The sequence below is a fragment of the Rhizobium sp. PP-F2F-G48 genome, from assembly GCF_004342335.1.
In the GTDB taxonomy this organism is placed as follows: Bacteria; Pseudomonadota; Alphaproteobacteria; order Rhizobiales; family Rhizobiaceae; genus Ferranicluibacter.
This window is the reverse complement of record NZ_SLVH01000001.1, coordinates 139,235-158,556: the sequence shown is the minus strand read 5'-3', so window position 1 is coordinate 158,556 and position 19,322 is coordinate 139,235. Positions and strand designations below refer to the sequence as shown.

Here is a 19,322-nt window from a genome sequence, read left to right as displayed (position 1 = left end):
TTCTTGAACGCCGCGCGATGAGCAATCCGTAACCAAGGCTCTACATGCTTTCCATCGTCAATGCGTCGTCCGACGCCGTCATCACGACAGGAACATCCATGAAAACGCGTGCTTGCCTCCTTGCCGGAACCGTCCTGACAGCCCTCCTTGGCGCGAGCCCCCTGATGGCGCAATCGACGGGCGACACATCGCCGATCGACCAGGTCGAGGGCCAGCCGCCAGCCACCGGCGAAACGAAAGCGGCCGGAAAGCCCGTCGAGACGGAAGAAGCGAACGCCCCCGACCAGAAGCCCGCCTTCGAGAACCAGACGCGCGCGCCGCAGCCGGACAAGATGCCCACGGTGACGCATCAGGCAATCGCCGAAGGCCTGCCGCAGCTCTGGTCGATGGAATTCCTGCCGGACGGCCGCATGCTGGTGGCCGCGAAGAAAGGCTCCATGCACATCGTCGGCGCGGACGGCAAGCCGAGCACCGCATTGAAGGGCGTTCCCGCCGTGATCTCCGACGGACAGGCCGGCCTGCTGGACGTCGCCGTCGCGCCGGATTTCGCCACCTCGAACCGCATCTTCTTCTCGTTCTCCGAGCCCAGGGCCGACGGAAACGGAACATCGGTTGCCTCCGCCCGGCTGGTCGCGGACGACACGGGCGGTGCAGCGCTCGAAGAGGTCGCCGTCATCTTTCGCCAGACGCCCAGCTACGACAACACCAAGCATTACGGCTCCCGCCTCGTCTTCGGCAGCAATGGCGAACTCTACGTCACGGTCGGCGAGCGTTCCGACCGCGAGACCCGCGTCTTCGCGCAGGACCTGAAGAGCGGCTTCGGCAAGGTCTTCCGCATCGACACCGCAGGCAAGGCGCTCGCCGACAATCCCTTTGCCGGGAAAGGCGATGCGAAGCCGGAAATCTGGAGCTATGGGCACCGCAACCTGCAATCGGCGGCCCTCGACGCCAAGGGCCGGCTCTGGACCGTCGAACATGGTCCGAAGGGCGGCGACGAGCTGAACATGCCGCAGGCCGGACGCAACTACGGCTGGCCGGTCATCACCTATGGCGTCGATTACAGCGGTTCGCCCATCGGCGATGGCATCACCGCCAAGGACGGCATGGAACAGCCGGTCTATTACTGGGATCCGGTCGTCGGCCCGTCCGGCATGCTGTTCTACAGCGGATCGGAGTTTCCGGAATGGGAAGGCGCTGCCGTCATCGGCGGCCTCGTCTCCACCGGCCTCGTCATTCTCCACATGGAGGGCGACAAGGTCAGCCACGAGGAGCGCGTGCCGCTCGACGCCCGCATCCGCGACGTGAAGATCGGCCCCGACGGGGCGATTTATGCGGTGACCGAAAACCCGAAAGAGGGAACCTCGGCCATCCTGAAGGTGACGCGGGAGGGCTGATCGGCCGAGCCCATCGGCAACCTTTTGATCGGTGGCGGGTTGATCGGTGGCGGGTCGATGATCCGCCATCCCATCCAAGGACGAGACCCCGCCATGGCCCGCAACAGCTTCTGGAAAGGCTATCTCCGTCTCTCCCTCGTCACCGCGTCGGTCTCGCTAACGCCCGCGACGACGGAAAGCGAGAAGGTGCGCTTCCACGTTCTCAACCGCGCCACCAAGAACCGGGTCGAAAGTCGGTATATCGACAGCGTGACGCACAAGAAGGTCGCCGAGAAGGATCAGGTGAAGGGTTTTCCGAAGGGCGAGGACGAGTATGTGCTGCTCGAGGACGACGAGATCGAGGGCGTCGGTCTGGAGAGCACGCGCACGATCGACATTTCCACCTTCGTGCCGCGCGATGCGATCGACTGGATCTGGTACGACAAGCCGCATTTCCTCGTGCCCGAGGACAAGGTCGGGGCTGAAGCCTTCTGTGTCATCCGCGAGGCGATGAGCCGTAAAAACGTCGTCGGCATCGCCCGGCTTGTCCTCTATCGCCGCGAGCGGGCCGTCCTGCTCGTGCCGAACGGCAAGGGCATCGTGCTGTGGACCCTGCATTATGGCGAGGAGGTTCGCGAGGCGATGGCCGAGCTCGACATGACGGCGAAGGGCGACAAGGCGGAACTGGCGGCGATCGCAAAGCGGGTCGAGAAGGATAAGGGCGCCTGGAGCCCGACACTGGTCCAGGACCCCGTCCAGAAGAAGATCAAGGCCTTCATCAAGAGCCGTCAGAAGAAGGACGGCAAGCCGGCGACGAAGGCACGCGCGCCCGTTAAATCCTCCGGCAACGTCATCAACATCATGGACGCCCTGAAGAAGAGCCTGCAGCAGGAAAAGAGCGGCTGAGCCGCCCTGCTCCGGCTTCGCTCACCCCAGGCCTTATGGCTTCGGAAGCACCTTGGCGGCCGCAAAGAACCCGTCCCAGGGGTCCGTCTTCAGCGCCGCCAGTCGCGCCGGCATGGTCTCGACCGTGAAATAGTCGGCTCCGATCGCATCCGACAGTTCCGACCATTCGAGCGGTGCGGACACGGCCGCACCCGGCCGCGCGCGTGTGGAATAGGGCGCGACCGCCGTCGCCCCGCGGCCGTTGCGGAGATAATCGATGAAGATGCGGCCGCGCCGCTTCGCCTTGGTGGCAACCGCGAGGTAGCGGTCGGGATCCTGTCTTGCGGCGTTCGTCGCCAGCGATTTGGCAAAGGCCTTGACCGGCGCCCAGCCGGCGGAAGGTTTCAGGGGAACGACCACATGCAGGCCCTTGCCGCCCGATGTCTTGACGAAAGCCGAAAGCCCCTTCGCCTCGATCTCGCCCTTAAGCATCAGAGCCGCATCGATGATGTCCGCCCAGGTCACATCCTCGCCGGGGTCGAGGTCCATGGTGATCATATCCGGCTTTTCCCAGGCCCGTGTCGTTGCGCCCCAGGGGTGGATCTCAAGCGCCGCCGACTGGACGAGCGCGATCAGCCCGTCGAAGTCGGTGATGCGCAGCGACGGCTCTGCGGCCTTGTCTTTCGGATCCTTGATCTGGTCGATCGCCTTGTTGATGCCGCGCCAGGCATGCTTCTGGAAGAAGCGCTGCTTGCCGTCGATGCCATCCGGACAGCGCAGCAGCGACAGCGGCCGATCGACGACATAGGGCGCCATGAACGGCCAGACCTGCGCGTAATATTCGGCGAGCCCCTGTTTCGTCACGCCCTCCTTCGGCCAGTAGAGCCGGTCGGGATGTGTGAGCGTGACGGCCGCCTTGGGCAGCGGCGCAGGCTTGCGACCCTTCTCCGCCGCCGGACTTTCCTGCCGCACCGCGCCCGCCGGCTTGTCCTCCCGCAGGCCACGGAACGACGCATGCCGCAGATTGCCGTCTGCGGACCAGGCGCGGAACTCGACCTCGGCAACGAGCTTCGGCTCGACATAATGCAGGCCGCGCCGGGCATCCGCCGTCAGCTTGTCGCGGAACGGACTGTCCTTGCGCTCGATCGCCGACAGGGCCTCAAACAGCATGTCGGCCGTCGCATGGCTGAAACCGGTGCCGACGCGGCCGACGTGCCGCAATTCGCCATCCTCGTAGACGCCGAGCGCCAGCGCGCCGATCGAATGGTCCGAGGTCGAGGATGGCGAAAAGCCGCCGATCACGAACTCCTGCCGCTCCGAGCATTTCGACTTGATCCAGCTGCCGTTGCGCCCCGAGACGTATTTTCCGGATCGCTCCTTGGACACCACGCCTTCCAGGCTCAATCGGCAGGCATGCGTCAGAACGAGATCGCCATTGTCCTCGAAATGCTCGCTGAACCGGACCGTCGGGCTGTCGGCGAGAATGAGCTTCTGCAGCAGGGTCTTGCGGTCGATTAGTGCCGCATTCGTCAGATCATGCCCGTCGAGATGCAGGATATCGAAGGCGTAATAGATGAACCGGTCGCTCCGGCCGAGGCTCAGATCCTCCTGCAGGGCGGAGAAATCGGAGGCGCCATTGTCCTTGTGCACGACGATCTCGCCGTCGATCGACGCGGTCTCCACCGGCAGGCCGGCGAATGCCGCGGCCACTTGATCGCCGAACCGCTCCGTCCAGTCGAGCCCGCTGCGCGTCAGCAGGCGCACCTGTCCCTTGTCGATGCGCGCCTGAAGGCGATAGCCGTCGAACTTGATCTCGTGCACCCAGCGGTCGCCCGAAGGCGCCTTTGGCTTCAGCGTCGCCAGCGCCGGCGCCACGAAATCCGGAAGCGCCGCCGTCTTCGCGCCCTTCGGCCAGGCATGCGCCTGCCCCACGGCCGCCGTCGTCACCTTGGCCGGCTTCGGAACGGCCGCCTTCGATCGGATGCCCTTGCCCTTCGACGCGCTCTTGGAATTCCAGGTATCGTCGGGGCTCTTGGCCACCTCTTTCAGGTCGCGTCCCGACGTCACCGACTCCGGTCGCTCCGTGAGAATGTCGAAATCTGCGTCCCGCGCCGCCTCGTCTTCGCTCTTGATCAGCAGCCAGTTCTCGCGCGTCTCGCCCGGCTTGCCGTGCATCCGCACCAGATGCCAACGCCCCTGAAGCTTCTCGCCCTCAAGCGAAAATTCCAGATGGCCCTTTCGATAGGCCTTGGCCAGATCCCCGATCGGCGTCCAGATGCCGCGATCCCAGACGATCACGGTCCCGCCGCCATATTGGCCTTTCGGGATCACGCCCTCGAAATCGCCATAGGCGAGCGGATGATCCTCGACATGGACCGCAAGCCGCTTGTCCTCGGGGTTGAGGCTCGGCCCCTTGGTTACGGCCCAGCTCTTCAGCACGCCGTCCATTTCCAGCCGGAAGTCGTAATGAAGCCGTGTCGCATCGTGCTTCTGGATGACAAAGCGCGCACTTCCGTCAGCTGCTTTTTTCCCGCCGGCCTTTCCGGCTTCGCCCTTCGGCTCGGGCGTCGCATCGAAGCGCCGCTTGGCGTTGTAGGTGTCGAGGCTCATGGTCAGCTCGCCTTCTTCTGCCGGGAGCCCGAAGCCTTGCCCTCGCCCGTGCCCTTGCCGCCTGCTTTCGCCTTGGAGCCCCCGCCCTCAAGGCTCTGGCGAAGGGCTTCCTTGAGATCAACAACGTTATCGGGCTTCGGCGGCGTCTTCTTCTCGATCGACCGTCCCTCGATCTTCGCCTTGACCAGATCGGCCAGCGCATCATTGTAGCGGTCGCTGTAGGTCTCGGGATCGAAACTGCCCGACTTGGTGCCGATGATATGGCCGGCAAGCTCCAGCATCTCCTCGTCGAAGTCGATCTCGGGAATCGACTTGAAGGCGGTCTTGGCCGAGCGAACCTCGTAATCGAAATTGAGCGTCGTCGCGATCAGCGTATCGTCCTGCGGGCGGATGAGCACGGTGCGGTTGCGCCGGAAGAGAATGGCCTCGGCAATGGCCGCGACCTTCTCCTCCCGCATGGTGCGCGCCAGAAGCGCCAGCGTTTCCGCGTCGTGGTCCTCGACGGGGGCGAGATGGTAGGGCCTGTCGAAATAGAGCGTATCGATCTCGTCGAGCGCGATGAAGCGCGTCACGTTCAGCACCTTGTCGCTGTCGGGCATCAAGGCAGCAAGGTCGTCGCCCTCGATCGCGATGTAATCGCCATTGTCGAGCGGATAGCCCTTGATCTGATCGTCACGCTCGACCGGCTTGCCGGTTTCGCTGTCCACGAACTGCCGTTCGACGCGGTGGCCGGTCTTGCGGTTGATGATGTTGAACGAGATCTTCTCCGACGCGGATATCGCGGTGTAGAGGCCGACCGCGCACGTCAGATCCCGCATTTTCAACTGGCCTTTCCAGCTCGCCCGTCGTGCCATCCGTCGCGTCCTCGCTACCTCGTCGCCCTCTATGCGACCCAAACGGAGTGGCGGGGGAGAGGTTCCGGCCGGAACATTCCCACCCGCATTCCGTTGACCGCCATCTCAGATTGAGGCCGATCCCGTTTTGAGCCAGAATGGTTTTCCCATGCTTCATGCCGAGACCGACCATAGGGCCATCCCGATCGCGATCATGTTGAACGGAAAACAGGAGCCGCTGAACGTCGCCTCCTGGATCACGGGGCCTCCGACACATCCGCCGCCTTTCGCTCCGAGCGCAATCCTGTGCCCGTGCGCAAGCCGGGTGCCCGCTGTCCGATCGCCGCCGAATAAGGCGGCAGGGACGGCCAAACGTGAGCCGCAGCCTCTCGGCGCTGCGGCAGAGACTGGAATAAGGACATTTGCATGAATCGCTTCGAAGACAAGGTCGTCATCGTCACGGGCGCGGCCTCCGGCATCGGTGCGGCAACAGCCCGCCGTTTCTCCGAGGAAGGCGCCCGCGTCGTCATGGTGGACAGGGACGGCGAGACGCTGACCAACACGGCGCAGAGCTTTCCGAAAGACCGCACTCTGGTGCAGGTGGCGGACGTCTCACAATCCACCTCCGTCGATGCGCTGGTGGAAACCGCCGTCCATCGCTTCGGCCAGATCGACGTGCTCGTCAACAATGCGGGAACGGCCGAGAATGGCAGGCCGGAGGACATCACCGACGAGGCATGGCGCAAGGTCATGGCGACGGATGCGGACGGCGTCTTCTACGGATGCCGTGCGGCGATTCCGCATCTCGAAAAGACCGGAGGGGCGATCGTCAATACGGCCTCCGTCTCCGGCATGGGCGGCGATTGGGGCATGAGCCCGTACAACGCCGCCAAGGGGGCCGTCGTCAACTTCACCCGGGCGCTCGCCATGGATCTCGGCAAGCGTGGTATCCGCGTCAACGCCGTCTGCCCGAGCCTCACCCGCACCGGCATGACCGAGGACATGATGGACGATGGGCCGCTGCTCGAGACCTTCTACGAGCGTATTCCGCTCGGTCGCGTCTGCGAGCCCGAAGAGGTCGCCGCCGTCATCGCCTTCCTGGCAAGCCGGGATGCGAGCTTCATCACCGGCGCGAACATCGCCGTCGACGGTGGCCTCTCCGCATCGAACGGCCAGCCGCCGCAGTAGGCCTGAGCATGACGATCCGGCTCTTCGCCGATTGCGGTCGGAGCAGGGTCATCCAGACACCCCATCCTCCACCCGAAACAGCCCGCCTGCCGATCCGGCACGCGGGCACTTCTCCGTCAGCATCGGCCGCCCTACCGGACGATGCGCACCGGCACCGACTTTGCCGCCGGCACCTTGCTTCGCTCGGCATGCTGCCAAAGCGGAATCAGCACGTTGCACTCGGGATAATAGGCCCCGCAACATCCGTCCGGGATGTCGTAGGGCACGATCTGCAACCCGTCGATGCGGCGCGCGACACCATCGTCGGCCACGGTTTCGAGCGCGATCGTCTCGCCAGCCCGCGCCCCGATCCGCGCCATCTCCTTCTTGTTGAGGAACAGCACCATGCGGGTGCCATCGACGCCGCGAAAACGGTCGTCATAGCCGTAGACGGTGGTGTTGAACTGGTCGTTGGAGCGAAGCGTCATCAGCCGCAACACGTCCGGCCCGTCCGGGGCGAAGCTCGCCGACAGCGATTTCGGCAGCTTGAACTCCGCCTTGCCGCTTTCCGTCCGCCAGATCCGGTCCCGCACCGGCAGCGGTTTTTCCATGCCGCCGGGCGTGTGCATGCGCGCGTTGAAATCGCTGAAGAGATCGGGATAGGTCGCCTCGATCGCGTCCCGCACGGTCGCGTAATCGTCCACCCAGCGGTCCCAGGGCACGCGCGGATTGGGTGCGAGCGAGGCTTTTGCGAGTTCGGCCACGATGCGGATTTCCGATTGCAGCGTGTCGGCGGCCGGCGCATGAAAACCCTTCGATCCGTGGAAGCAGGACGTGCTGTCCTCCATCGTCACGGTCTGCGGGCCGCTGGCCTGCCGGTCGATCTCGGTTCGCCCGAGACACGGCAGGAGGTAGGCGACACGGCCGTTGAAGAGGTGACCGCGATTGAGCTTGGTCGCGATCTGCACGGTCAGGCGCATGCGCGGCCACGCTTCCTCCATCAGCCCCTGTTCCGGCACAGCGCGCAGAAAATTGCCGCCGAGACCGATGAAGGCGTCGACCGTGCCCTCGATGATCCCCTTGCACGCATCGACGGTCGCAAGCCCTTCCTCGCGCGGCGGTTCGAAGCCGTAGAGCTCCTTGAGCCTGTCGAGCGGCACCAGTTCGGGCTTTTCCGATATGCCGACGGTGCGCTGGCCCTGCACGTTGGAATGGCCCCGCACAGGACAGATGCCGGCGCCCGGCCGACCGAAATTGCCGCGCAGGAGCAACAGGTTCACCAGAACCTGAACCGTCTGGACGCCGAGCTTGTGCTGGGTGAGACCCATGCCGTAAATGCCCATCACGCTTTTCGCGCTCATATAGACGCCCGCGGCCTGCGTGATCGCGGTGCGGCCAAGGCCCGATTCCCGCTCCAACGCCAGCCAGTCCTGCGCCCTGACATAGGCGATGAAGTCCTCGGCGCCAGTCGTGTGCTCGGCCAGGAACTCGCGGTCGAGCACGCCCTTGCCGCCACGCTGCAGATCGGCGTCGTCAGCCTCCAGCAGGGCCTTCGCCATGCCGACGAGGACGGCGATATCGCCGCCGGCCTTCACCTGGTGATACTGGCAGGAAATCTCGGTCGCATGCTGCGTCAGCATCTGGACCGGGTCCTGCGGATTGACGAACCGTTCGAGCCCCCGCTCCTTCAGCGGGTTGAAGGTGACGATCCGCGCGCCGCGCTGCACGGCCTCCTGCAGCTGGTGCAGCATGCGCGGGCTGTTCGATCCCGGGTTCTGCCCGAAGAAGAACATCGCGTCCGCCGTGTCGAAATCCTCCAGCCGCACGCTGCCGACCGGCTGCCCGATGCTTTCCAGCAGGCCGACGGAGGTGGACTCGTGGCACATATTTGAACTGTCCGGCAGATTGTTGTTGCCGTAGAGCCGCGCCAGCAGCCCATACATGTAGGACGTTTCGAGCGAGGCACGGCCAGACGCATAGAACACGGTGCGCTTCGGATCGTCCGCCTGGATCGCCTTCATCTCCGCGCCGATCGCGGCATAGGCCTCTTCCCACGTCGTTTCGACATAATGGTCGGTGGCGGCGTCGTAGCGCATGGGGTGCGTCAGCCGTCCGGTGGATTCGAGCTGGAAATCGTCCCAGCTGCGCATTTCGGTGACGGTGTGCCGGGCAAAGAGCGCCGGGGTGGCACGGTCGGCCGTCAGCTCCCAGAAGGTCGCCTTGGCGCCGTTCTCGCAGAATTCGGCCGGATGCGGCTTGGCGGGCTTTGCCCAGGCGCAGCTGACGCAGGCAAAGCCGTCCGGCTTGTTCTGCTTGGCGAGCCCCGGCAGGATCGAGACCGGCCGTTTGCTCTGTCGCGCCTGGCGCATCAGCGACTTCACCGACCCCCATCCGCCGGCAGGCGCAGTGTAGGTGGTGATCTTGGGCACGTTGGACATGATGCAGGCTCCAGAGGCAGGAGCATCAGAAACGACCGGAGGCCACCCCGGTTCCGCATCGACAGCAACTTCGACCGCCCTCTGCCGGGTAAAAGCCGGATCGGGCGAAACGCGCTGGCAGGAACCTTCGCCGCAGCCCGCGGTTCTCTTGGGAGGGTCGGCCCAAAGGGCGCCGACGCAAGGGCAGCCGTCCGTCGCGACGACGGCGCTTGCCTGAGCACAAACGGAGGAATGGCCATGCAGCCGATCAAGGAACCACGGGAAAAGGACGACTATGCCGAGCGCGCGCTCGACTGCCGCGAGGCGATCGGTGCCAAGGTGCAGCAGGTGACGGAAGCCGCCATGCATGCCGGCTGGAGCCGCGACGAGATCAAGGCGGCCTTCATCGACATCGCCGAACGCTGGCAGACCACAGACCACATCGTCTGAGATAAACCGCCCGGATGATGCGACGTTGCGGGTTCTGTCCAACCGATTTTCCGTCCCGCGGCTGATCCTCGATACCGAGACCTGGCTGTCGCGATCCTGACCTGCATGACGGAGGGCGGGAACGGGAACATCGGGGCACGCCGCTGGTTGACCTTGCAGATCTGAACAGGAGACCGACATGGCAGACGCATTCAAGAGCACCGGCGCTGCCGGCACGATCGACCAGAAGCCGCGCTGGGAAGGCCCCGAAGAGAGCCGCCGGAGCGGCTATCTCCCGGCCAAGGACGACCCGGACCGCCAGCCCGACGCCAATGGCGAGACGCTGGCCGAGCCCGAGCGGGCAAAGGCCACGGATGCCGGCAAGGTGAAGGGAGACTGAAAATGACGGACGATTCCAAACCCGCAGCAGAAACCGATGCGAAAGGCGCCTTCGTGCGCCCGACGATCGGGCGCGACAACAATGGCGTGACAAGCGCGAAGCCGACCGTGATCACGGGCTCGGACGATAGCACCGTCCACAGCGGCCCGAACGGCGAAAAGCGCGAGGGAAAGGACTTCGACCTCAACTACAAGGCGCGCGACGCGAGCGACGGCGAACCCGGCAAGGCCTCCTGAAGGGCCATTCCCTTTGACGTCGAACGGCCCCGTCTTTGGCGGAGCCGTGTCGTATCAGGCCAAGGCGCGGTTGTTGCGCGACAGATAGAGAATGCCCTTCTGCAGCAGGATGAAGGCGAAGAGGAGGAAGCCGATGAGGATCTTCGTCCACCAGCTCGAAAGCGACCCGTCAAAGGTGATGTAGGTCTGGATCAGCCCCTGGATGAGAATGCCGATCAGCGTTCCCGCGACGAAGCCCGACCCTCCGGACAGCAGCGTTCCCCCGATCACCACCGCCGCGATCGCATCCAGCTCGACGCCGACGGTCGCCAGCGAATAGCCGGCCGAGGTGTAGAGCGAGAAGACGATGCCCGACAGGCCGGCCAGCAGGCCCGAAAGCGCATAGATCATGATCGTCGTGGTGCCCGTGGGAACGCCCATCAGCCGCGCCGTCTGCGCGCCGCCGCCGAGCGCATAGACATTGGTGCCGAAGCGGGTGCGATGCGCGATCAGGATGCCGAGCGCGAAGACCAGAAGCATGACCCCGCCGATCAGCGTCAACCGCCCGCCGCCGGGGAGCTTCAGGTAGAAGCTCTTCATCGTCGCATAGAACGGATGGCGGATCGGGATACTGTCGATCGAGAGCACGAAGGCCATGCCGCGCGCGAGGAACATGCCGGCGAGCGTCACGATGAAGGCGGGCATTTCCAGGTGATGGATGATCGCGCCCATCAGCGCGCCGAAGCTGGTGGTGATGATCAGCACCAGAACGAAGGCGGCCAGCGGATGGATCGCGGTGTTCTCCATCATGACCGCGAGAAAGACGCCGGTGAAGGCGATGACAGAGCCGATCGACAGGTCGATGCCGCCCGACAGGATGACGAAGGTCATGCCGACCGCCGCAATGCCGAGAAAGGCGTTGTCCGTCAGAAGGTTGCCGATGACCCGCGTCGATAGGATGTTGGGGAACTGGAAGGCGCAGAGCGCATAGGACAGGACGAAGATCAGGATCGTCGCCGCCAGCGGGAGATGTTTGGCTTTCATTTCGCTTTGCTCTCCGCAGGCTTGGCCGTGGCATTCGCCCTTGAGAAGAAGGCAAGCGTGCCTTGCAGCTTCGGCGATTGCAGCACGAGGATGAAGACGATGATGGCCGCCTTGATGATCAGGTTGAACTCGGGCGGGAAGCCCGACAGCAGAATGCCGGTATTGATCGACTGGATGATCATCGCGCCGAGCAGCGAGGCCGCAATCGAAAAGCGTCCGCCGAGCAACGACGTGCCGCCGATCACGACCGCGAGGATCGCATCGAGTTCGAGCCAGAGCCCGGCATTGTTGGCGTCCGCACCGCGAATATCGGCGGCCGCGATGATGCCCGCAACGGAGGCGCAGAGACCCGAGAGGACATAGGCGGCGATGAGCAGCACCGGCGTGGAAACGCCCGACAGCGTGCTCGCCCGGCGATTGACGCCGACGGCCTCGATGAGCATGCCGAGCGCGGTGCGCCGCACCAGGAGCGCGACGAGAATGCCGGCCGTGATCCAGATCACCACGGGCATGGGCATGCCGAAGAGCGAGCCGCTGCCGATGAAGATCAGGCCTTCATCGTTGAAGGTGAGGATGGCGCCGTTCGTCACCATCTGCGCGATGCCGCGCCCGGCCACCATCAGCACCAGTGTGGCGATGATCGGCTGGATGTCGAGGATGGCGACGAGGATGCCGTTCCACAAGCCGCAGAGAACACCGACGCCGACCGTGATCAGCAGCGTGGCCGGCAGCGAATAGCCGGAGGTGATGGCGGAGGCCGCGACCGCCCCGCAGATCGCCATGACGGCGCCAACGGAGAGATCGATGCCCTTGGTGGCGATGACCACGGTCATGCCGATGGCAAGCAGCGCCACCGGCGCGCCGCGGTTGAGAATGTCGATCAGCGAACCATAAAGGCGACCGTTTTGGACCTGCAGGTTGAAGAAGCCGGGAAAGGCGATCGACACGAGGCCGAGGATGATCGCGAGCGCGATGAACTGCGGCAGGAGCCGCTTGCCGTAGAGGCCGAGCATGGACATTACGCGATCTCCCCTGCCGCCGCCCCGGCGGCGGCCGATAGCTGGGCGGGCGTCTTCGCCGTGCCGGCAATCGTGTTGACGATGCTCTCGGTGGTGATGTCGGCGCCTGTGAGTTCGGCCACGTGCTCGTGATCGCGCAGCACGATGACGCGGTGGCTGTAGACCACGAGTTCCTCGATTTCCGATGAGATCACGATGAGCGACATGCCTTTTTCGCAGAGCGTTTCGATGAGCCGGATGATCTCGGCATGCGCCCCCACATCGATGCCGCGCGTCGGCTCGTCGAGAATGAGGAAGTCCGGATTGGTCGCCAGCCAGCGGGCAAGGATCGCCTTCTGCTGGTTGCCGCCCGAAAGCAGCCGGATCGGCTTTTCCGCATCCGTGGTGCGGATGTCGAGCGCCTTGATGTATTCGGCGGCCAGCCGGTCCTGTTCGGCGCGCGGAATGGGTCTGGCCCAACCGCGCCGGGCCTGCAGCGCGAGCGCGATGTTCTCGCGCACCGAAAGGTCGCCGATGATGCCGTCCGTCTTGCGATCCTCGGGGCAGAAGCCGAATTTCTGGCGAATGGCGGCGCGCGGCGACGACAGATCCGCCGCCTTGCCGTCGATCGTCGCGGTGCCGCTATCGGCGCGGCGGGCGCCGAACATGACCTCGGCCGTTTCCGTACGGCCGGAGCCGAGCAGACCGGCAATGCCGATGACCTCGCCGGCCTTGACGTCCAGATTGAACGGGTTGATGCGCCCCTTGCGGCCGAAATCGCGGAACTGGAAGCGAACCGGACCGTCGGCGACCTTCGCGGTGCCCGCCTCGTCATGCACTTCCGCCGCCAGCTCGCGGCCGAGCATCATGGCGATCAGATCACGCCGCTCGAGGCTTGCCGTGTCGCGCGTGCCGACCAGTTGGCCGTTGCGCAGGATCGTGACGCGGTCGGTGATCTCATAGACCTGTTCGAGAAAATGGGTGATGAAGATGATGCCGAGACCCCGCGCCTTCAGCCGCCGCACGACGCGGAACAGCATCGCGACCTCATGGGCATCGAGGCTCGCGGTGGGCTCGTCGAGGATCAGCACCTTGCCGGAGACATCGACGGCACGGGCGATGGCGATCACCTGCTGGATCGCGACCGAGAAGCTGTCGAGACCGGCGGTCACATCGATGTCGAGTTCGTATTCGGCGAGCAGCGCGCGCGCCTTGCGATTGACGGCGCCCGTATCGATCAGGCCGAAGCGGCGCGGCTGGCGCCCGAGAAAAAGGTTTTCGGCGACGCTCAGATTGGGAAGGAGGTTGACCTCCTGATAGACCGTGCCGATGCCGAGGCGCTGCGCGTCGAGCGTGTCGCGCGGATCGATCTCGGCGCCGTCGAGCAGGATCGTGCCGCCATCGCGGTGATAGGCGCCCGTCAGGCACTTCACCAGCGTGGACTTGCCCGCGCCGTTTTCGCCGAGAAGCGCATGCACCTCGCCGCGCCGGAGCGAGAAATCGACCTGGTTCAGTGCCTTGGCACCCGGAAAGACCTTGTCGATGCGGCTGGCGGAGAGAACGGTGCCGACGTCTTGCTGCATGATCCCCATTCCATATGTCAGTGAGGCCGATGAAGGGCGCCGGTCGATCGCCTCGCGCAGACCGTTTCGGCAGCGGACCGCCGTTTCGGCACTGGACAGGAGCAGGCACCCACTCTCGCCGCCCCGCAGGCCGTTCAGGCCGGGATGACGGAGAGAGCGGGGCCGCCGCTGAATGCCGGCAACGGTCGACCGGAACCGACCGTCGGTGTGCCGCACCGATCCGGAGAGAGGTGCGGCAAGGTTGCTCTTAGTAGCCGAGGCCCTTCTTGGCTTCGTACACCTTCTGCGGTTCGTCGGCCTGGGTGTAGAGCTTGGATTCCGTCTGGATCCACTTCGGCGGCTCCTTGCCGTCCTTCTTGAAGGCAGCGAGGGCGTCGAAGGCCGGGCCGGCCATGTTCGGGGTCAGTTCGACCGTCGCATTGGCTTCGCCCGCCGCCATGGCCTGGAAGATATCCGGAACGGCGTCGATGGAGACGACGAGGATGTCCTTGCCCGGCTTCAGGCCGGCTTCCTTGATGGCCTGGATCGCGCCGACGGCCATGTCGTCGTTATGGGCGTAGAGGGCGCAGATGTTCTTGCCGCCGTTCTCTGCCTTCAGGAAGCTTTCCATGACTTCCTTGCCCTTGGTGCGGGTGAAGTCGCCGGTCTGCGAGCGGACGATCTTGAGATTGTCGTGGCCCTTCAGCGCCTCTTCGAAGCCCTTCTTGCGGTCGATGGCCGGCGAGGAGCCGGTCGTGCCCTGGAGCTCGACGACGTTGCACGGCTTGCCGGCCGTGTTATCGACCAGCCACTTGCCGGCGACATTGCCTTCATGCACGAGGTCCGACGTGACGGCGGTCATGTAGAGGCTCTTGTCGGCATCGACCGTGCGGTCGAGAAGGATGACCGGAATGTTCGCATCCTTGGCTTCGCCGAGCACTTCGTCCCAGCCCGTCGCAACGACCGGCGCGACGAAGATCGCATCGACGCCCTGCGCGATGAACGAGCGCAGTGCCTTGATCTGGTTTTCCTGCTTCTGCTGGGCATCGGCGAACTTCAGGTCGATGCCGCGCTTTTCGGCTTCCTGCTTCGTGACCGTGGTTTCGGCCGCACGCCAGCCGGACTCGGAGCCGATCTGCGAAAAGCCGACCGTCATGTCGGCAGCGGATGCGCTCGAGAAAACGCAGCCAGCGAGAACCGTTGCACAGCTAAGTGCCTTAACAAACTTCATGATTTCCTCCCAAAAATCGCTCCTCAGCGATGGCGGTATATAGTCATACAATATGACTTTAGTAAAGTGGATCGTCGGGCGAAATTCCCACCTTTTGATATTTTTCACGCACATTCTGCGGTCCAACGACCGCTCTTTACAGCGCGTGCGAAAGCACCCGCGCCGGCGGCGCGGGTGCTTCGTTTTCAAGGACTTAGGACTTCGATGCCGGGTTGCTCTGGCCGTAATAGGCGCCGGGACCATGCTTGCGCTTAAAGTGCTTGGCGAGCAGTTCCGGCTCGATCTGCGGCAGCTTCGGCGCGAGCTGCAGCGACATCATCGCCATATGGGCGATACACTCGACGGCGACGGCGACCTCGACCGCCTTCGCCACCGTCTTGCCCCAGGTGAACGGGGCATGGCGATTGACGAGCACGCCCGGAAAATCGAGCGGATCGGCATTGCCCAGGCACTCGACGATGACGTTGCCCGTTTCCCATTCATAGGCCGTGCCGATCTCCTCGGCCGTCATCTTGCGGGTCACGGGAATATCGCCGTTGAAGTAGTCGGCATGCGTCGTCCCGAAGATCGGGATCGACAGGCCGGCCTGGGCGAAGGCCGTCGCGTGCGAGGAATGCGTGTGCACGACGCCGCCGATCTCCTCGAAGGCCATCAGCAGGCGGCGATGCGTCGGCGTGTCGGAGGACGGGTTGAGCGTCCCCTCTACCCGCTTGCCGTCGAAATCGACGACCACCATGTCCTCGACCGTCATCGCCGTATAGTCCACGCCGCTCGGCTTGATCGCAAAGACGCCGCGGGCGCGGTCCACCGCGCTCGCATTGCCGAAGGTCAGGTTGATCAGGCCGTGGCGCGGCAGCGAGACGTTCGCCTCATAGGCTTCGCGCTTCAGTTCCGTATAGACCGACATGGCGCCCTCAGCCCCGGATGCCGCGGGCGAAGTGGTAGTACACCTCGTTGTTGCGCAGATCCTGCTTGAAGGTCGGCAGCGTCGTGTCGTCGTTGATGAGCGCGAGCTCGATGCCGGCGATGGTGGCGAAGTCTTCCAGCATTTCGGTGGTCACGTCGTAGCTGTAGACCGTGTGGTGTGCGCCACCGGCGAGAATCCAGGAGGTGCAGGCGGTCTTGAAGTCCGGCTTGCATTCCCAGACGGCGCGCGCGACCGGCAGCTTCGGCAGGTCGGGATGCTCGACGGACGTGACTTCGTTGACCAGCAGGCGGAAGCGGTTGCCCAGATCGATCAGCGATGCGTTCAGCGCCGGGCCCTTGACGGCGTCGAACACGAGGCGGACCGGATCGTCCTTGCCGCCGATGCCGAGCGCATGGATCTCGACCGACGGCGTGCCGCTGGCGATCGTCGGGCAGATTTCCAGCATGTGCGAGCCGAGCACCTGCTCGGAGCCGGGGGCCATGTGGTAGGTGTAGTCTTCCATGAAAGAGGTCGCGCCGGTCAGGCCTTCGCCCATGACCTTCAGGGCGCGCAGCAGAGCCGACGTCTTCCAGTCGCCTTCGCCGGCAAAGCCGTAGCCATCGGCCATCAGGCGCTGCGGCGCCATGCCCGGCAGCTGCGTCAGGCCGTGCAGGTCTTCGAACGTCGTGGTGAAGCCCTTGAAGCCGCCTTCTTCGAGGAAGGCGCGGATGCCGAGTTCCTGGCGGGCGTTGTAGAGCAGCGATTCATGACGGGCGCCGCCTTCGGCAAGCTCCGGCACGACCTTGTAGAGCTTGACATATTCGGCGGCGAGCGCCTTGACGTCTGCGTCGCTGACGGCGTTCATCCGGGCGGCGAGATCGCCGATGCCATAGGTGTTGACCGAGAAGCCGAACGCCATTTCGGCCGAAACCTTGTCGCCATCGGTGACGGAAACGAAGCGCATATTGTCGCCGAAGCGGCAGAAGCGGGCGCCCTGCCAGTCATGCCAGGCGCGAACGGCGCGGATCCAGGCGTCGATGCGCTGGTGGACTTCCGGGTCGGTCCAGTGACCGACGACGACCTTGCGGCCGAGGCGCAGGCGCGTGTGCAGGAAGCCCGCTTCGCGGTCGCCATGCGCCGACTGGTTGAGGTTCATATAGTCCATGTCGATCGTCGCCCAGGGCAGTTCGCGATCGTACTGGGTGTGGAGGTGCAGGAACGGCTTGTTCAGCTGCGCCAGCCCGCGGATCCACATCTTGGCCGGCGAGAAGGTATGCATCCAGAGGATGAGACCGGCGCATTCCGCATCGGCATTCGCTTCGATGCAGAGCTCGGCGGCCTGTTCCGGCGTGGTCACGATCGGACGGCAGACGATTTCGAGCGGGAAATTGCCGGTATCGTCGAGGGCCTTGGCGATCTCCTCGGCATGCGCGGTGACCTGCTGCAGGGCTTCCGGGCCATAGAGGTGCTGCGAGCCGCAGACGAACCAGATTTTAGCGGGCTTCAAACCAAACATCGTATCAGTCCTTGTTGTCTATCCTGTCGCACCGTGGAGGGTGCGGAATCATCAGCTGTTGGCGGCGTATTTGATGTCGATCAGGCTCTTCATCAGGCCGGAGAGATCGGCCTGCTTGTTGAGACCGCCGAAGCTGTCATGGAGGTCGCGGTAGAGCGCGTAGAGGTCGTTATAGACCGTCTGGTTGTCCGCGACCGGCGTGTAGCGCTCTTCGCGCAGCGAGGTCATCGCCGATTGCGCGGCCTCGAAATCCGTGTGCGCGCCGGCCAGAACCGAGGCGGCGATGGCGCCGCCCAGCGCGCAGGTCTGGCTGGAGCCGGCAACCAGCATGGTGCAGCCGGTGACGTCGGCATAGATCTGCATCAGCATCGGGTTCTTCTCGGCAATGCCGCCGGTGCAGACGACGCGATCGACCGCGACGCCATAGTCCCGGATGCGCTCGATGATGGCGCGGGCACCGAAGGCCGTCGCCTCGACCAGCGCGCGATAAATCTCGGCGCGGGTCGTGTAGAGCGTCTGCCCGAGGATCAGGCCCGAGAGGCGCTGGTCGACGAGGATGGTCCGGTTGCCATTGTTCCAGTCGAGCGCCAGGAGGCCGCTCTGGCCGGGCTTCAACTGCTCGGCTTCCGCCGTCAGTTCGCCGTGCAGCGCGCCGGAGCCGCCGCAGACGCCCTCGACCCACCATTTGAAGATGTCGCCCACGGCCGACTGTCCGGCCTCGACGCCGAAGAAGCCGGGAAGGATCGAGCCTTCCACGATGCCGCAGATGCCGGGAATGTCGCCCGGCTGCGTCTTGACCGGCACGACGGCGCAGTCGCAGGTGGAGGTGCCGATGACCTTGACCAGCGTCCCCTCCTCGACGCCGCAGCCGATCGCGCCGTAGTGGACGTCAAAGGCGCCGACGGCGATCGGGATGCCGGCGGGCAGGCCGAGCTTGTCGGCCCATTCGGCCGACAGTCCACCGGCCGGGGTCGCCGCGTCATAGGCCTTGTCATAGAGCCGGTCGCGCAGGTCGGCGATCTCAGGATCGAGCATGGCCAGGAATTCCTTGTCCGGCAGCCCGTTCCACGCCTTGTTGTAAAGCGCCTTGTGGCCGGCCGCGCAGACGCCGCGCACGATGTCGCGCGGGTTCTTCACGCCCGCGAGAACCGACGGGACCCAGTCGGCGAGCTCGACCCAGGAATGGGCGGCGGCGAACACGTCCGGGGCAACCGTCAGGCAACGCCAGATCTTCGACCACCACCATTCCGACGAATAGGTCGAGCCGACCATGGCGATGTACTGGGGACGATGTTCGCCGGCGATCTCGGTAATGCGTGCGGCCTCCCGCCAGCTCGTATGGTCCTTCCACAGCCAGCACTGCGCGTTGGGGTTCGACTGGAATTCCGGCAGCATGCCGAGCGCCTGGTTGGTCGCATCCACCGGCAGCGGGCTCGAACCCGTGCTGTCCACGCCGATGCCGGCGACCTTGGACACGTCGAAATCCGGCTGGGTCACAGCCTGTTTCAAAGCACGCGACACGCTTTCCTCCAGGCCGTAGAGATAATCGGCCGGGCTCTGGCGCGCGACATTGTGGTCGCGCGGATCGAGCAGCACCCCTTGCGTCCCGCTCGGATAATTCACGACCCCCGTGCCGTATTCCTTGCCGTCGGACGCGCGCACGATGAGGGCGCGAACCGAATTGGTGCCGTAGTCGATACCGAGAGTGAACATGAAAGCTCCAGAAAAATGCGAA

Annotated in this window: 16 protein-coding genes; 6 read left to right on the top strand and 10 right to left on the bottom strand. The window is 64.7% G+C overall.

The genetic code is table 11. From position 1 onward, the window contains the following. Positions 1–98 precede the first annotated feature (98 nt). Positions 99–1,394, top strand: coding sequence for a PQQ-dependent sugar dehydrogenase (locus C8J36_RS00730; protein ID WP_132531549.1), 1,296 nt, complete (start codon positions 99–101; stop codon positions 1,392–1,394). A gap of 93 nt (positions 1,395–1,487) precedes the next feature. After that, the gene (locus C8J36_RS00725) at positions 1,488–2,279 is read left to right on the top strand and encodes a Ku protein (protein ID WP_132531546.1); all 792 of its coding nucleotides are present in this window, start codon (positions 1,488–1,490) and stop codon (positions 2,277–2,279) included. Positions 2,280–2,312: 33 nt separating this feature from the next. Here the strand turns inward: C8J36_RS00725 and ligD are convergent, their stop codons facing one another. Together ligD and C8J36_RS00715 are read right to left on the bottom strand one after the other, a co-directional pair. Then, positions 2,313–4,868 carry a DNA ligase D gene (ligD, locus tag C8J36_RS00720; RefSeq protein ID WP_132531543.1) on the bottom strand — a complete coding sequence of 852 codons (2,556 nt, stop codon included), beginning with the start codon at positions 4,866–4,868 and terminating at the stop codon, positions 2,313–2,315. A 2-nt stretch (positions 4,869–4,870) separates the two neighbouring features. Further along, positions 4,871–5,722, bottom strand: coding sequence for a Ku protein (locus C8J36_RS00715; protein ID WP_132531540.1), 852 nt, complete (start codon positions 5,720–5,722; stop codon positions 4,871–4,873). Positions 5,723–6,127: 405 nt separating this feature from the next. On the opposite strand from C8J36_RS00715, the gene C8J36_RS00710 reads away from it, so the two are divergent. After that, positions 6,128–6,889 (top strand): SDR family oxidoreductase, encoded by a 762-nt coding sequence (locus C8J36_RS00710; protein ID WP_132531537.1) that lies wholly within the window; start codon positions 6,128–6,130, stop codon positions 6,887–6,889. A gap of 131 nt (positions 6,890–7,020) precedes the next feature. On the opposite strand, the gene C8J36_RS00705 is transcribed toward C8J36_RS00710, so the two are convergent. Continuing rightward, positions 7,021–9,306 (bottom strand): FdhF/YdeP family oxidoreductase, encoded by a 2,286-nt coding sequence (locus tag C8J36_RS00705; protein ID WP_132531534.1) that lies wholly within the window; start codon positions 9,304–9,306, stop codon positions 7,021–7,023. 237 nt (positions 9,307–9,543) lie between these two features. On the opposite strand from C8J36_RS00705, the gene C8J36_RS00700 reads away from it, so the two are divergent. From C8J36_RS00700 to C8J36_RS00690, 3 genes are all read left to right on the top strand, one after another. After that, the gene (locus tag C8J36_RS00700; RefSeq protein WP_132531531.1) at positions 9,544–9,735 is read left to right on the top strand and encodes a hypothetical protein; all 192 of its coding nucleotides are present in this window, start codon (positions 9,544–9,546) and stop codon (positions 9,733–9,735) included. A gap of 178 nt (positions 9,736–9,913) precedes the next feature. Continuing rightward, entirely contained in the window at positions 9,914–10,114 is a 201-nt protein-coding gene (locus C8J36_RS00695) for a hypothetical protein (protein WP_132531528.1), read from the top strand. A 2-nt stretch (positions 10,115–10,116) separates the two neighbouring features. Next, positions 10,117–10,350 carry a hypothetical protein gene (locus tag C8J36_RS00690; RefSeq protein WP_245506414.1) on the top strand — a complete coding sequence of 78 codons (234 nt, stop codon included), beginning with the start codon at positions 10,117–10,119 and terminating at the stop codon, positions 10,348–10,350. A 54-nt stretch (positions 10,351–10,404) separates the two neighbouring features. On the opposite strand, the gene yjfF is transcribed toward C8J36_RS00690, so the two are convergent. The 7 genes from yjfF to C8J36_RS00655 all read right to left on the bottom strand — a co-directional run bounded on the left by yjfF (position 10,405) and on the right by C8J36_RS00655 (position 19,300). Continuing rightward, positions 10,405–11,373, bottom strand: a complete 969-nt coding sequence (gene yjfF, locus C8J36_RS00685) for a galactofuranose ABC transporter, permease protein YjfF (protein WP_062591863.1) — start codon at positions 11,371–11,373, stop codon at positions 10,405–10,407. Beyond that, on the bottom strand, positions 11,370–12,392 hold the full coding sequence (locus tag C8J36_RS00680; protein ID WP_132531525.1) for an ABC transporter permease: 1,023 nt from the start codon (positions 12,390–12,392) through the stop codon (positions 11,370–11,372). Before C8J36_RS00680 ends, yjfF begins: the two co-directional genes overlap by 4 nt. Further along, positions 12,392–13,954 carry a galactofuranose ABC transporter, ATP-binding protein YtfR gene (gene ytfR / locus C8J36_RS00675; protein ID WP_132531522.1) on the bottom strand — a complete coding sequence of 521 codons (1,563 nt, stop codon included), beginning with the start codon at positions 13,952–13,954 and terminating at the stop codon, positions 12,392–12,394. Before ytfR ends, C8J36_RS00680 begins: the two co-directional genes overlap by 1 nt. Before the next feature lie 247 nt (positions 13,955–14,201). Next, on the bottom strand, positions 14,202–15,164 hold the full coding sequence (gene ytfQ, locus C8J36_RS00670; protein ID WP_132531519.1) for a galactofuranose ABC transporter, galactofuranose-binding protein YtfQ: 963 nt from the start codon (positions 15,162–15,164) through the stop codon (positions 14,202–14,204). A 193-nt stretch (positions 15,165–15,357) separates the two neighbouring features. Further along, positions 15,358–16,071 (bottom strand): L-ribulose-5-phosphate 4-epimerase AraD, encoded by a 714-nt coding sequence (araD, locus tag C8J36_RS00665; RefSeq protein ID WP_132531516.1) that lies wholly within the window; start codon positions 16,069–16,071, stop codon positions 15,358–15,360. Positions 16,072–16,078: 7 nt separating this feature from the next. After that, complete coding sequence (araA, locus tag C8J36_RS00660; RefSeq protein ID WP_132531513.1) at positions 16,079–17,587, bottom strand: L-arabinose isomerase; 1,509 nt, start codon at positions 17,585–17,587, stop codon at positions 16,079–16,081. A 51-nt stretch (positions 17,588–17,638) separates the two neighbouring features. Beyond that, the gene (locus C8J36_RS00655; RefSeq protein ID WP_132531510.1) at positions 17,639–19,300 is read right to left on the bottom strand and encodes a ribulokinase; all 1,662 of its coding nucleotides are present in this window, start codon (positions 19,298–19,300) and stop codon (positions 17,639–17,641) included. Positions 19,301–19,322 lie beyond the last annotated feature (22 nt).

Excerpts from the sequence above, each read along its gene's own strand:
- C8J36_RS00700 (WP_132531531.1), top strand. The coding sequence starts at position 9,544 with ATGCAGCCGATCAAGGAACCACGGGAAAAGGACGACTATGCCGAGCGC.
- C8J36_RS00710 (WP_132531537.1), top strand. The coding sequence starts at position 6,128 with ATGAATCGCTTCGAAGACAAGGTCGTCATCGTCACGGGCGCGGCCTCC.
- yjfF (WP_062591863.1), bottom strand. The coding sequence starts at position 11,373 with ATGAAAGCCAAACATCTCCCGCTGGCGGCGACGATCCTGATCTTCGTC.
- C8J36_RS00655 (WP_132531510.1), bottom strand. The coding sequence starts at position 19,300 with ATGTTCACTCTCGGTATCGACTACGGCACCAATTCGGTTCGCGCCCTC.
- C8J36_RS00680 (WP_132531525.1), bottom strand. The coding sequence starts at position 12,392 with ATGTCCATGCTCGGCCTCTACGGCAAGCGGCTCCTGCCGCAGTTCATC.
- ytfR (WP_132531522.1), bottom strand. The coding sequence starts at position 13,954 with ATGCAGCAAGACGTCGGCACCGTTCTCTCCGCCAGCCGCATCGACAAG.
- ligD (WP_132531543.1), bottom strand. The coding sequence starts at position 4,868 with ATGAGCCTCGACACCTACAACGCCAAGCGGCGCTTCGATGCGACGCCC.
- C8J36_RS00695 (WP_132531528.1), top strand. The coding sequence starts at position 9,914 with ATGGCAGACGCATTCAAGAGCACCGGCGCTGCCGGCACGATCGACCAG.
- C8J36_RS00725 (WP_132531546.1), top strand. The coding sequence starts at position 1,488 with ATGGCCCGCAACAGCTTCTGGAAAGGCTATCTCCGTCTCTCCCTCGTC.
- C8J36_RS00690 (WP_245506414.1), top strand. The coding sequence starts at position 10,117 with ATGACGGACGATTCCAAACCCGCAGCAGAAACCGATGCGAAAGGCGCC.
- C8J36_RS00705 (WP_132531534.1), bottom strand. The coding sequence starts at position 9,306 with ATGTCCAACGTGCCCAAGATCACCACCTACACTGCGCCTGCCGGCGGA.
- araA (WP_132531513.1), bottom strand. The coding sequence starts at position 17,587 with ATGTTTGGTTTGAAGCCCGCTAAAATCTGGTTCGTCTGCGGCTCGCAG.
- C8J36_RS00715 (WP_132531540.1), bottom strand. The coding sequence starts at position 5,722 with ATGGCACGACGGGCGAGCTGGAAAGGCCAGTTGAAAATGCGGGATCTG.
- araD (WP_132531516.1), bottom strand. The coding sequence starts at position 16,071 with ATGTCGGTCTATACGGAACTGAAGCGCGAAGCCTATGAGGCGAACGTC.
- C8J36_RS00730 (WP_132531549.1), top strand. The coding sequence starts at position 99 with ATGAAAACGCGTGCTTGCCTCCTTGCCGGAACCGTCCTGACAGCCCTC.
- ytfQ (WP_132531519.1), bottom strand. The coding sequence starts at position 15,164 with ATGAAGTTTGTTAAGGCACTTAGCTGTGCAACGGTTCTCGCTGGCTGC.